Annotated in this window: 12 protein-coding genes and 1 pseudogene; 7 read left to right on the top strand and 6 right to left on the bottom strand. The window is 57.8% G+C overall.

Annotation, left to right across the window (positions count from 1 at the left end; translation table 11 throughout):
• Positions 1 to 135 precede the first annotated feature (135 nt).
• From urtC to urtE, 3 genes are all read left to right on the top strand, one after another.
• Positions 136 to 1236: an urea ABC transporter permease subunit UrtC gene (gene urtC, locus E2L05_RS12330; RefSeq protein WP_133343211.1), complete on the top strand. Its 1101-nt coding sequence runs from the start codon at positions 136 to 138 to the stop codon at positions 1234 to 1236.
• Between the two features lie 3 nt (positions 1237 to 1239).
• Positions 1240 to 1977, top strand: a complete 738-nt coding sequence (urtD, locus tag E2L05_RS12325) for an urea ABC transporter ATP-binding protein UrtD (protein WP_133343210.1) — start codon at positions 1240 to 1242, stop codon at positions 1975 to 1977.
• Between the two features lie 83 nt (positions 1978 to 2060).
• Positions 2061 to 2756: an urea ABC transporter ATP-binding subunit UrtE gene (gene urtE / locus E2L05_RS12320; RefSeq protein WP_133343209.1), complete on the top strand. Its 696-nt coding sequence runs from the start codon at positions 2061 to 2063 to the stop codon at positions 2754 to 2756.
• Positions 2757 to 2856: 100 nt separating this feature from the next.
• On the opposite strand, the gene ppk2 is transcribed toward urtE, so the two are convergent.
• Positions 2857 to 3780 (bottom strand): polyphosphate kinase 2, encoded by a 924-nt coding sequence (gene ppk2, locus E2L05_RS12315; RefSeq protein ID WP_133343208.1) that lies wholly within the window; start codon positions 3778 to 3780, stop codon positions 2857 to 2859.
• Between the two features lie 114 nt (positions 3781 to 3894).
• Positions 3895 to 4845, bottom strand: a complete 951-nt coding sequence (gene hemC, locus E2L05_RS12310; protein WP_133343207.1) for a hydroxymethylbilane synthase — start codon at positions 4843 to 4845, stop codon at positions 3895 to 3897.
• Positions 4846 to 4962: 117 nt separating this feature from the next.
• On the opposite strand from hemC, the gene hemE reads away from it, so the two are divergent.
• Both hemE and E2L05_RS12300 read left to right on the top strand, forming a co-directional pair.
• Positions 4963 to 5997, top strand: a complete 1035-nt coding sequence (hemE, locus tag E2L05_RS12305; RefSeq protein ID WP_133343206.1) for a uroporphyrinogen decarboxylase — start codon at positions 4963 to 4965, stop codon at positions 5995 to 5997.
• A gap of 24 nt (positions 5998 to 6021) precedes the next feature.
• Positions 6022 to 6852 carry a YdcF family protein gene (locus tag E2L05_RS12300; protein WP_133343205.1) on the top strand — a complete coding sequence of 277 codons (831 nt, stop codon included), beginning with the start codon at positions 6022 to 6024 and terminating at the stop codon, positions 6850 to 6852.
• Between the two features lie 61 nt (positions 6853 to 6913).
• Here E2L05_RS12300 and E2L05_RS12295 read toward each other — a convergent pair whose 3' ends face one another.
• The 4 genes and pseudogenes from E2L05_RS12295 to E2L05_RS12280 form a co-directional block, all read right to left on the bottom strand.
• A complete protein-coding gene (locus tag E2L05_RS12295; protein ID WP_133343204.1) occupies positions 6914 to 7336 on the bottom strand; it encodes an OsmC family protein in 423 nt (140 codons plus the stop codon).
• Positions 7337 to 7533: 197 nt separating this feature from the next.
• Positions 7534 to 8880: an 8-oxoguanine deaminase gene (locus tag E2L05_RS12290; RefSeq protein WP_133343203.1), complete on the bottom strand. Its 1347-nt coding sequence runs from the start codon at positions 8878 to 8880 to the stop codon at positions 7534 to 7536.
• Position 8881: 1 nt separating this feature from the next.
• A complete protein-coding gene (locus E2L05_RS12285; protein ID WP_133343202.1) occupies positions 8882 to 9694 on the bottom strand; it encodes an inositol monophosphatase family protein in 813 nt (270 codons plus the stop codon).
• Positions 9695 to 9803: 109 nt separating this feature from the next.
• Positions 9804 to 10028 (bottom strand): annotated as a pseudogene (locus E2L05_RS12280) (helix-turn-helix domain-containing protein); the annotation flags it as partial.
• Between the two features lie 251 nt (positions 10029 to 10279).
• Between E2L05_RS12280 and E2L05_RS12275 the strand changes: the two are divergent.
• Together E2L05_RS12275 and E2L05_RS12270 are read left to right on the top strand one after the other, a co-directional pair.
• Positions 10280 to 11239, top strand: coding sequence for an NADPH:quinone oxidoreductase family protein (locus E2L05_RS12275; RefSeq protein WP_133343200.1), 960 nt, complete (start codon positions 10280 to 10282; stop codon positions 11237 to 11239).
• 182 nt (positions 11240 to 11421) lie between these two features.
• Positions 11422 to 12198: a Bax inhibitor-1/YccA family protein gene (locus E2L05_RS12270; RefSeq protein ID WP_133343199.1), complete on the top strand. Its 777-nt coding sequence runs from the start codon at positions 11422 to 11424 to the stop codon at positions 12196 to 12198.
• The last annotated feature ends 69 nt before the right edge of the window (positions 12199 to 12267 follow it).

Below are 12267 nucleotides of genomic sequence, written 5' to 3'. Positions count from 1 at the left end.
CCCAACGGGAAGCATTGGACCGCACAGCGGGCCGATAATGACGGGCGGGAGCGCCCCTTGCCCACATGCTTGCGTTTTCACTCTTTTCAATCTGGCGTTGCCTCTTCCTTCTCACCGTATTTCGAAGGCCCAATCATGACTCTTATAGATCGCCGCATGGGGTTCTTCCTTATCGGCTTGTTCATCCTGACCGTTGCGGTGCCCGTCGGAAATGTGGGCCTTGAGGAACGGCTCGTGCCTTCTTATGTCGTCTCCCTGTTGGGTAAATACCTGTGCTACGCACTCCTCGCGGTCGCGCTGGATCTGGTCTGGGGATATTGTGGCATTCTTTCGCTCGGCCATGGAGCGTTCTTCGCGCTTGGCGGCTACGCGATGGGCATGCATTTGATGCGCGAGATCGGCGACCGGGGAGTCTACGCCAATCCCAACCTACCCGACTTCATGGTATTCCTGAATTACGACGCCCTTCCTTGGTATTGGCAAGGCTTTGATATGTTCTGGTTTGCGTGCGTCATGGTGATGTTGGCACCCGGCATTCTTGCCTTCATCTTCGGATGGTTCGCGTTCCGCAGTCGGGTGACCGGAGTGTACTTGTCGATCATCACGCAGGCGATGACCTATGCACTCATGCTCGCCTTCTTTCGCAACGAAATGGGGTTTGGCGGTAATAACGGCTTGACCGACTTTAAGGACGTTCTGGGCTTTGACCTTCAATCGGACCAGACGCGCGCCGGACTTTTCGTTCTTTCGGCGATCGCTCTAGCGATCGGGTTGCTCGTTGCAAAGGCCATCACCAATTCCAAACTCGGCAAAGTTCTGATCGCCGTTCGAGATGCCGAAAGCCGCACACGGTTCATCGGCTACCGGGTTGAGCATTACAAACTGTTCGTTTTCACAGTTTCAGCCATGATGGCCGGTGTGGCCGGAGCCCTTTATACGCCGCAGGTTGGCATCATCAATCCGGGGGAATTCAGCCCGGCCAACTCCATCGGCATCGTGATCTGGGTTGCACTTGGCGGGCGCGGCACACTCGTCGGCGCCGCCATTGGCGCGATCCTTGTAGGTGCAGCACAGACGCTTCTCACCGGTTGGTTTCCGGAAATATGGATCTTCGTTCTCGGCGCTTTGTTCATTGTGGTGACGATATTCATGCCGCAAGGCGTCCTTGGTGTCATCGAAAGCCTCTTCCGACGCCGCGCCGCGCCGCGCGATCTCACTGCCGCAAAAAAGGCCTGATCCATGAGCATCCAACTTGCCCTTGACGGTGTGAACCGCAGCTTTGATGGCTTCAAGGCTATCAACAATCTGTCCCTGACCATCGAAAAGGGTGAACTTCGCGCCGTGATCGGCCCGAACGGCGCCGGTAAGACAACGATGATGGACATCATCACAGGCAAAACCCGCCCCGATACTGGCGAAGTTTTGTGGAACCAATCGGTCGACCTTACCCGCATTGACGAGGCGGGCTCGGCTCGGCTTGGCATCGGGCGGAAATTTCAAAAACCAACCGTGTTCGAAACGCAAACCGTTGAAGACAACATTGGGCTCGCGCTCAAAGATGATCGTTCGGTTTGGGCAACGCTGTTTCACCGGCGGACTGAAGAAGAAGTCACAAAGATCACCGAACTCTTGGATCTGGTAAAGTTGACGGCGCATCGTCGCGACATGGCAGGCGATCTCAGCCACGGCCAGAAGCAATGGCTCGAAATTGGGATGTTGCTGGCTCAAGACCCTGAGTTGCTGCTGGTCGATGAACCCGCTGCCGGCATGACCGATGCAGAAACCATGCGCACCGCAGACCTGCTCCGGTCGATTGCAGGCAAGCACACAGTCGTTGTGGTCGAACACGACATGGACTTTGTGCGCGCATTGGATTGCCGGGTCACCGTGCTTCATCAAGGGCACGTCCTGGCAGAAGGCTCGCTTGATCACGTCTCGGCCAATGAACAGGTGATCGAGGTTTACCTTGGACGCTAAACGCAGAAGGTGGAAATTCAGCTTTGCGCCCGCGCACGCCAAGATCGGGACGGATGTAACCCGGATAAAAGATGGAACCGAACATGCTCAATATTGATAATGTCGATGTGCATTACGGGGCTGCTCAAGCGCTGCGCGGTGTCTCGCTAACGGCACAGACGGGCAAAGTCACGACCGTACTGGGGCGCAACGGCGTGGGAAAGACAACGCTGCTGCGCGCTGTCGTTGGCCGAAATCCTGTCTCTGGCGGAACAATCACTTGGGAAGGCCATAACATGGCCCGCGCCCGCTCCGACGCGCGCGCGCGCGCTGGTATCGCTTCTGTTCCACAAGGACGCGAGATTTTCCCCCTTCTGACGGTCAAAGAAAACCTGGAAACAGGGTTTGCCATTCTACCGAGGGGGGAACGGAACGTCCCAGACGAGGTGTTTGATCTTTTTCCTGTGCTGCGTGACATGCTTGGGCGGCGCGGCGGGGACTTGTCCGGCGGTCAACAGCAACAATTGGCAATCGGCCGCGCCATGGTGATGCGCCCGCGCCTTTTGGTTCTCGACGAACCGACCGAGGGTATCCAACCGTCCATTATTCAAGACATCGGCCGGGCCATCACATACCTGCGCGACAAAGGCGACATGGCGATTCTGTTGGTCGAACAATATTACGATTTCGCCCGCGACTTATGTGACACTTTCCATGTCATGGACCGTGGCCAGATTGTGAAATCCGGCACACGTGCCGAAATGGTTGATGACGAAGTGCGCGGCCTCCTTACCGTATAACGGCGGTCCCAGGCGGCGGGACCCACTCCTGCGCATGCAGGAGTGGGGACATGTCATCACGCCGCAGGCGTGGCAATTTGGCAGTAAAGATACGTAAACCCTAGTATTTCCGGGGCACATAAAGTTCAGGCGGCAAGACCGAGCGTTCGTATTGCTTGTTGTATACACGCTCGGGCAGATGCACCTCTTCATGCGGGACCGCCTCATAGGGGATCTGCGCCAACAGATGGTCGATACAGTTAAGTCTCGCCCGTTTTTTGTCGTTGCCCTCAACGATGTACCATGGCGCCTCGGGAATGTTCGTCCGGGCAAAGGTCTCTTCCTTGGCCTTTGTGTACTGCTCCCAGCGCACCCGGCTTTGCAGATCCATTGGCGACAGTTTCCACTGTTTCAATGGGTCGTGGATTCGCATCAAGAAACGCAATTGCTGTTCTTCATCTGTGATTGAGAACCAGTATTTGATCACGCGGATTCCCGACCGCACCAACATCCGTTCAAATTCCGGAACGTCATGAAAGAACTGCTGAACCTCGTCTTCCGTTGAAAACCCCATAACCCGTTCGACGCCGGACCGATTATACCACGACCGGTCGAACAGCACCATTTCGCCGGCAGCAGGCAAATGCGGCACGTAGCGCTGAAAATACCATTGCGACTTTTCACGTTCGCTCGGCGCTGGCAAAGCCACAACTCGCGCCACACGTGGGTTAAGACGCTGAGTGATCCGTTTGATGACACCGCCCTTCCCGGCACTGTCACGGCCTTCAAAGATCACGACAACCTTCTCTCCGGTATACTGAAGCCAGTCCTGCAACTTGATCAGCTCTGACTGCAATTCCAGAAGCTTGCGGAAATAATCACGCCGTTCAAGGCTGGGCGGATGTGCCTTGCGATAGATCTTTCTGATCTCAAGCGACAACGCGGGTTCCGACAACTCCAGCTCATAGTCTTCGTCCAGCGTGTCGGCCAACTCCGCTTCCAGCCAGTCGCGCGCGTGGTCTTTGTCAGTCGGATCATCCGTCATATCGCCTGCCTTAGCAATTCGTGCATTGGTGCACGTGTGTACCCCATAGACGTGACATTTTTACGATGGCGCATTGCCACGGCAGACGCTCCTTTTCCCGCCTGCCGTTATTTTCTAACTGGTCCGCCAGTCAAAAAAGTTCTCAGGAGCACGATCAAGAAGCGACATGGCCAGGGCGCGGCCAAGCTCGGCTCCGTCTTCAACAGGTCCACTGACCCGGTCCGATATCGCATCTGACCCATCAGTGCGCAGGATCTCACCGCGAAGGTGCAAAGTGCCGCCCTCCAGGTCTGCCAACCCTGCGATCGGGGTTTCGCACGATCCGTCCAGCCGTGCCAAATAGGCACGCTCAGCGGCAAGGCGCTGACCCGTCGGTCCGTCATGGATGGCTTCAAGCATCGCACCGCTGCGCGTATCGTTGGCGCGCCGTTCAATGCCAATTGCGCCCTGCGCGACGGCGGGCAACATCTCGTCCGGGTCAATCGCTGACCGGGCAACACCGGTCATGCCCAAGCGCCGCAGACCTGCCATGGCCAGAAATGTCGCGACCGCCACGCCGTCTTCCAATTTCTTCATACGGGTCTGCACATTGCCCCGAAACTCAACCAGCGTGAGGTCAGGTCTGCGATGGGCCAACTGCGCCCGCCGTCGCAAACTGGACGAGCCGACAACGGCCCCCTGTGGCAAGTCTATCAATGCTGCAACATCGTGGGACACAAAGGCATCGCGCACGTCCTCGCGTGGCAAATAACAATCAAGCACCAATCCATCCGGCTGCAACGTCGGCATGTCCTTCATGGAATGAACCGCAATGTCGATCCGCCCTTCCAGCATGGCGTCTTCTATCTCGCGGGTGAAAAGGCCCTTCCCCCCGATCTCTTTCAGCGGACGGTCCAGAACCCGATCCCCCGTGGTTTTGATCACTTCGATCTCAAAGGCCTCCGGCGGAAGGTCAAACGCCGCGGAAAGGCGATCTCGGGTCTCAAAGGCCTGAGCAAGCGCAAGCGGCGAGCCGCGCGTTCCGATCCGGAGAGGTTGGGCGGGTGTTGGCAAATCGAGTTTCATGGCAATTGCGTAGCGATGTCATTTTTGATTGACAACAAGTAACCGACCGCCGCGTTGACATTGTGCGCTGTGTAAGGGACCACAACAGAGAAAAGCGCGAGGAGCACGAGAAGAAACATGGCAGAGCAAAAGACAATGCTGCGGGCATTGGCCGGTGAAACTTTGGACGTGCCGCCGATCTGGATGATGCGCCAAGCCGGTCGTTATCTGCCCGAATATCGCGCAACCCGGGCCGAGGCCGGAGATTTCCTGTCTCTGTGCTATAATTCCGAATTGGCCGCAGAGGTGACTTTGCAGCCAATCCGCCGGTATGATTTTGACGCCGCGATCCTTTTTGCAGACATTTTGCTGATCCCCGACGCACTTGGAGCGGATCTTTGGTTCGTCACTGGCGAAGGGCCGCGCCTGTCCACGATCACCGGCGACAGCGATTTTGGCAAGCTGAAGCACGCCTCCGACATTCACGAGCACCTCTCACCAATCTACGAGACAATTCGCATCCTGCGCCGAGAGTTGCCCGCGCACACCACCTTGATTGGGTTTGCGGGCGCGCCCTGGACCGTAGCGACGTATATGATCGCCGGCAAAGGTACACCGGATCAGGGACCAGCCCATGCCCTGAAGGCTGAAAACCGCCCCCTCTTCAATGCGTTGATCGGCCGTCTGACCAACGCCACAATCGAATATCTGTCCGCGCAGATAGATGCGGGTGCTGAAGTGGTCAAGATTTTCGACAGCTGGGCCGGATCGCTGAAAGGCGACGACTTCCGCGACTATGCGCTGGAACCCACGCGCCAGATCATCGCAGCGCTGAAAGAGCGTCATCCCGGCATTCCGATCATCGCCTTCCCGCGCGAAGCCGGCGATCATTACATTGGCTTCGCCAAGGCCACTGGTGCCGATTGTGTCGCGATCGACAATTCTGTCGATTCCGATTGGGCGGCCGCGCATGTTCAGACTGATGGTTGCGTTCAGGGCAACATGGCGCCCGGCCACATGGTCACAGGCGGTGATGCCCTCGTCTCGGAAGTGCGGCGCATCCGCAAAGCCTTCAGCGGTGGGCCGCATATTTTCAACCTCGGCCACGGGATCACGCCTGACGCCGACCCTGAGAACGTGGCCTTGATGGTGAACACGTTGCGCGAAGGCTAAGCCACAGTTCCCAAAGGATGTGCGATGGCGGATCTGTTTCTGGTTCTTTCAAAGACCATCTGGACGTTTCTAAAGCCAGAGACATGGGTCGTCATCGCAGTCTTTGCCGCCTTGCTGTGCGTTTGGCGTGGGTGGCGCAAGTCAGCCTTGGGGCTGTTGGCGGTCTTGCTGGTCGGGCTTATGTCATTGGCCATTTGGCCCTTCGGCAGTCTGATGATCCGGCCGCTTGAGGCGCGCTTTCCCGCGGCTCCCCCGCTGCCCATCCCCCCCGCTGCCATCCTTGTGCTTGGTGGCGCAGAGCAGGCCAACATCACTCAAATGCACAACCTTCCCGCGACTGGCCCTGCAGGCGAGCGGTTCATGGAGGCAATCACCCTAGCGCGCCGATTTCCCGAAGCCGCCGTTGTGTTCACAGGTGGTACAGGGTGGTTCTTGGAAGGCAGCAAGTCTGGCGCCGAGGTTGCGCAGCGCATCTTTTCGGACGCCGGAATTGATAAGGAACGGATGATCTTGGAAGGGCGTTCCCGCACCACATGGCAGAACGCTGTCATGACTTTGCCGCTCATGGACCGCACCGGAGATGGGCCTGTCCTGCTACTTACGTCAGCGTATCACATGCCACGTTCGGTGGGCGTATTTTGTGCCGCAAAGTGGAACAATCTGGTGGCGTGGCCCGTGGACCACCGCGATGGGGGGGTGTTGCAGAACTGGGGATGGCGGCTGGCCGAAAACTTGGAGACCCTGAACATCGCCGCCAAGGAATGGGTGGGGATTTTGGCCTACAAAATGACGGGGCGCGCCGCGCCCTACACGCAGAGCGGCGGCGCGATAAACTGCACGCCGCCGCAAGATTAGCAACGGATCAAAGCGCGGGGCTACCCCGTTGAAACCGACTGACTGACTTACTTAAGCGTCCTTACTTAAGCGTCGCCGTCATGGTAATGTCCGCTGTCATCAGTTTTGAAATCGGGCACCCTGTTTTGGCCGCTTCTGTCGCTTCCTTGAAAGCTGCGTCGCTGGCACCGGGAATGTCAGCCACCACATCAAGGTGGATCTTGGTAACAGCAAAGCCACCATCTACCTCTTCAAGTGTGACCTTGGCCGTGGTGTCGATGGCTGTTGCCGTCAGATCGTGCTGGCCCAAAATCATCGACAGCGCCATTGAAAAGCACCCTGCATGGGCCGCCCCGATCAATTCTTCGGGGTTGGTCCCCGGACCGTCTTCGAACCGTGTGCCAAACCCGTACTGCGCATCGTCAAGAATGCCACTTTGAGTGGAGACGAGGCCCTTGCCCGTTTTCAGGTCGCCTTCCCAGTGAGCGGAACCGGTACGTTGCATGTGTCATTCTCCTCTGTTTTTTGTCGCTGCGCAGCATGCCCGAGCGGCATACGTGCTGAACAACAGGTAATGGCTAACGCACCAGCATGCGACCGGGTCCCACTGGATCGCCTTCACGAAACCGTGTGCAGCACCCGCAAGATCAGCATCACCGGTCCTGAACAGGGCGCGCGTCGCAGTCCGGCGTCGTCACGGCGTCAGGCCCCCATCAGATCGCGCAACAACCCGGCTTGCCGCGACAAAGCGGCGGAAAGATCAATCGTGGTCAGGTGTGCATCGCGGACAACTCTGCGCCCTTCAACCACCAGATCACGCACCTTGTGCGGGCCTGACAAAACAAGCGCCGCAACGGGGTCCCATGCCCCCGATGCATCCAGCCCGGTCATGTCCCAAACAGCCAGATCGGCGCGTTTTCCGACGGCGACCTGGCCCAAGTCATCACGGCCCAGAACGGCCGCCCCGCCGCGGGTCGCAATTTCCAACACTTCGCGGGCGCTGATGGCATCGGCCCCGTTGGCAACGCGTTGAAGCAGCAACGCCTGCCGCGCTTCGAGCACGAGGTTCCCGGCATCATTGCTTGCCGATCCGTCCACGCCCAGCCCAACACGCACGCCCGCATCCCGCATCGCCCGGACCGGCGCGATGCCCGACCCAAGACGGCAATTGGAACAGGGACAATGGGCCACACCGGTGCCGGTATGGGCAAACAGATCAATCTCGGCGGGGTCCAGTTTGACGCAATGCGCATGCCAGACATCGTCACCTGTCCAACCAAGATCTTGCGCATATTGACCTGGGCGGCAGCCAAATTTCTCAAGGCTATAGGCGATATCCTCGTCATTCTCGGCAAGATGAGTATGCAGCCGCACACCTTTTTCCCGCGCCAGTACCGCCGCATCACGCATCAATTCGCGGCTGACAGAAAATGGCGAGCAAGGCGCAACGCCGACCTGGATCATCGCCCCCGGTTTCGGGTCGTGGAACCTGTCAATCACGCGAATACAATCCTTCAGGATCGCCGCTTCATCTTCAACCAAACTGTCAGGCGGCAACCCGCCCGCACTTTCCCCAATGCTCATGGACCCGCGCGTGGCCAATAATCGCACACCAACATCTTGCGCTGCGGCAATGCTGTCATCGAGGCGGGAGCCATTCGGGTAAAGATACAGATGATCGGACGTCAGCGTGCATCCACTCAGCGCCAATTCGGCGAGGCCGATTGTGGCAGAGCTGTGGATATGCTCTGCTGTAAAGCGCGCCCAAATCGGATACAGGGTTTGCAACCATCCGAAAAGCAACGCATCTTGCCCGCCCGGCACCCCGCGCGTCAGGGTCTGAAACAGATGGTGGTGCGTGTTGATCAACCCAGGCGTTACCACGCAGCCCTGCGCATTGATAACCTCTGACGCGGGTGAGGCCGTCAAACCCGTTCCTATCCCAACAATCACACCGTCGCGGCACAGAATGTCTGTCGCTGTCAGTTCGCGGCGCGCATCATCCATGGTCACAACGACAGCCGCGTTCTTGATCAGAGCGTCGGCCACATCACACACCCTTCAAAAGGGTCAAAGCTGTACGGTGAAGCTCAGGCGTGGCGGCCGCCAGAATACGACCACCGTCATGGGCAGGGCCGCCCTCCCAGTTGGTTACTGTGCCCCCGGCTGCTTGAATAACCGCGATGGGGGCCGCAACATCGTAAGCATTCAACCCGGCCTCAATAACAAGATCGATCTGCCCAGCCGCCAACAGCGCATAGGCATAACAATCCATTCCATAGCGCACCAACCGGACTTTTTCGGCGACCCGCTTGAATGAAACAAGTTCATTGGGGGTTCCAATTTCCGGAAACGTCGTAAACAGAATGGAGGCTTCTAACGTCGTATTAACTTTAGTTTTCAGTGGGGTCCGGGTTTCTCCGCGCATAAGTTCGGAAATTCCCAGCCCGCCCGCGAATCGTTCGCCGGTGTAGGGTTGGTCGACAAGGCCAAACACCGGCCCATGCGCCGCGTTCACAGCAACCAAAGTGCCCCATGTCGGTGTACCTGAGATATACCCACGGGTCCCATCAATTGGATCAAGCACCCACATGAACCCGCTCGTGCCCTCTTTCGGGCCGAATTCCTCACCCAGAATGGCATCGTCGGGACGCAGATCAGCCAAGACCGCGCGCATCGCCTGCTCGGCAGCGCGGTCGGCTTGGGTCACCGGGTCAAACCCCCCGGCCTGCTTGTTATCTGTTTGAAGGGCTGCGCTGCGAAAATTTGCCAGCGTTATCTGCGCTGCAGCATCGGCCACGGCATGGGCCGCACCGATAAGCGACTGTCGCACGTCGTCGTCTAATTCTGTCGAAGAATGCATTGGCGGGGCCTTTTTTATACCCCGCCGTCATAGCTCTCCGTGGGTGCTCTGTCACCCACACAAACACATGAAATCAGGCGTTTGACTTTTCCATGCGCCCGTTTTCACGCTCTTCGTGGGTGTATCCCTCAAAGAAGCGGCTGATTGGAACGTTCAACACGCGAGAGATTTCCCAAAGACGCGATGCGCTGACCCGGTTTGCACCGGTTTCGTACTTTTGGATTTGCTGGAACTTGATTCCAACACGTTCAGCCAAGTGTTGCTGGGTCAATCCCGCGTCGCGACGTATTTGACGAATGACCTTACCTACGTGAATATCGACTGGATGGGGCATGAAAACCTCCTACTAATAATCTACTCGCAATCGTCATTCCGAGCACGATGGCAGCGGCGACAATCATGGACACAAACCAACCGCTCCCGCAAAGGCGGGTTCTCCGTACTGGATAGCGATTTCATCAGGAAAACAGGGATCCTCCCCAGTTTCGCTGATTTGTTTTACATCAAAAACGACTCAACTTGTTAGTGCGCAGCGCCCTATAGTTGATCAGTTGGTTAATCTGCTGCTGCGTTAAAGGAGACGATATGCGCGCTTTCGAAATTTCAGAATTCGGAACCACCCCAAAGCTCGTGACGAAGGAAACGCCCGAACCGCAGCCCGGAGAGGTGCAAGTTGCCATCAAAGCTTGTGGGTTGAATCATGCCGATCTGCTGATGATCGAGGGTCGCTATCAAGAGAAACCACCACTGCCGATCACGCTGGGGATGGAAATTGCTGGCACCATCACGAAACTGGGGGCGAACGTTGATGGCCTGTCAGTCGGGGATCGGGTCGCCGCCGTACCGGGGTCAGGTGGGCTCGCAGATATGGCCTGCATTTCGGCAGAGCGCTGTGTCCCCCTGCCGGACAGTATCACCGATGTGGAAGCCGCCGCGTTCCAAATCGCCTATGGCACCTCTCATCTGGCCCTGTCGCATCGCGCCGATCTGCGCAAAGGCGAAACCCTGTTGGTTCTGGGTGCCGCAGGCGGGGTCGGATTGACCGCTGTAGAGTTGGGCGCGCGCTTGGGCGCACGAGTGATTGCCTGCGCACGCGGAGCAGACAAACTAGAGGTCGCCAAGGCCGCAGGCGCACATGACGTGCTTGACAGCGATGCCCCAGACCTTCGCGACCGGCTCAAGGCGATGGGCGGCGTCGACGTCGTTTATGATGCCGTGGGCGATCCGCTTTTCACCAGTTCCATGAAAGCCTGCAAACCGGGCGCGCGTATTCTTGTCATCGGCTTTGCCGCCGGACAAGTGCCGCAGATCCCGGCCAATTACTTGCTGGTCAAGAACATCACTGTTCACGGCCTCTATTGGGGGGGCTATCTGGGCTTTGACCCCAAGGCGCTGACGACCTCCCTGTCAGACCTCTTGAACATGCACACCGCTGGGGACTTGCACCCACATGTCAGCCATACCTTGGCCCTCGAAAACGCCGCCGAAGGACTTGCGTTGCTGCGAGATCGAAAGTCGACCGGCAAGGTCGTAATCGTCCCGTGACACCCGGGAAACCCTGCACCTGCCGCCATTTATACATGCACTACGGCGTACCCGACGATTTTGCTTCAAAATCGTTCCGGTAATAGGGCTCTGTGCCTTGAAAAGGTATATCTCCTCGCCGATATTCACATGTAAGACCGCGACCCATTGGGACGCGACCCATATGTAACAGGAGGGATCACATGGCTGACTACAACACGATCCGTGCCGGGGCCGCGACAGGCACGCGGTCCGCACAAATCGACGAGGGTCTTCGCACCCACATGACCAAAGTCTACAGCACGATGTCGGTGGGGATGCTCATCACCGCGCTCGTGTCGTGGGCGATCGCAGGCTTGGCTGTCTCGGACGTTCCGACCGCCTACCAGCTTTCCGCGAACACTTATCTGACAAGCACCGGGGCCGCAATTTACGCGTCGCCGCTGAAATGGCTGATCATGTTCGCACCGCTGCTGTTTGTGTTTGGCTTCAGCGCCGGCATCAACCGCATGTCCGCCGCTACCGCACAAACCGTATTCTATGCGTTCGCGGCTGTTATGGGCCTTTCGATCAGCTCCATCTTCCTCGTGTTCACGGGCGCGTCCATTGTGACCACGTTCCTCGTGACATCGATCGCTTTCGCGTCGCTTAGTCTTTATGGCTACACGACGAAGAAAGACCTGAGTGCGATGGGCACCTTCCTGATGATGGGCTTGATCGGCTTGATCGTCGCGTCGGTGATCAACATCTTCGTTGCGTCCTCGGCGTTGCAGTTCGCAATCTCGGTCATCGGTGTTCTGATCTTTGCAGGCCTCACCGCTTATGACACGCAGAGCATCAAGAACGAGTACATCCAGATGGCGCAGTCGGGCGATCAGGAATGGCTGGGCAAAGCGGCTATCATGGGCGCCTTGCGGCTCTACCTCGACTTTATCAACATGTTCATGTTCCTACTGCAATTCCTGGGCAACCGCGAATAAGCAATTTACGCATGACACAGATCAGGCCAGCCTTCGGGCTGGCCTTTTCGTTCCGAACCGCCCGGTCGC

Source organism: Meridianimarinicoccus aquatilis (genome assembly GCF_004358675.1).
In the GTDB taxonomy this organism is placed as follows: domain Bacteria; phylum Pseudomonadota; class Alphaproteobacteria; order Rhodobacterales; family Rhodobacteraceae; genus Meridianimarinicoccus; species Meridianimarinicoccus aquatilis.
This window is presented reverse-complemented; position numbering and strand designations above follow the sequence as displayed.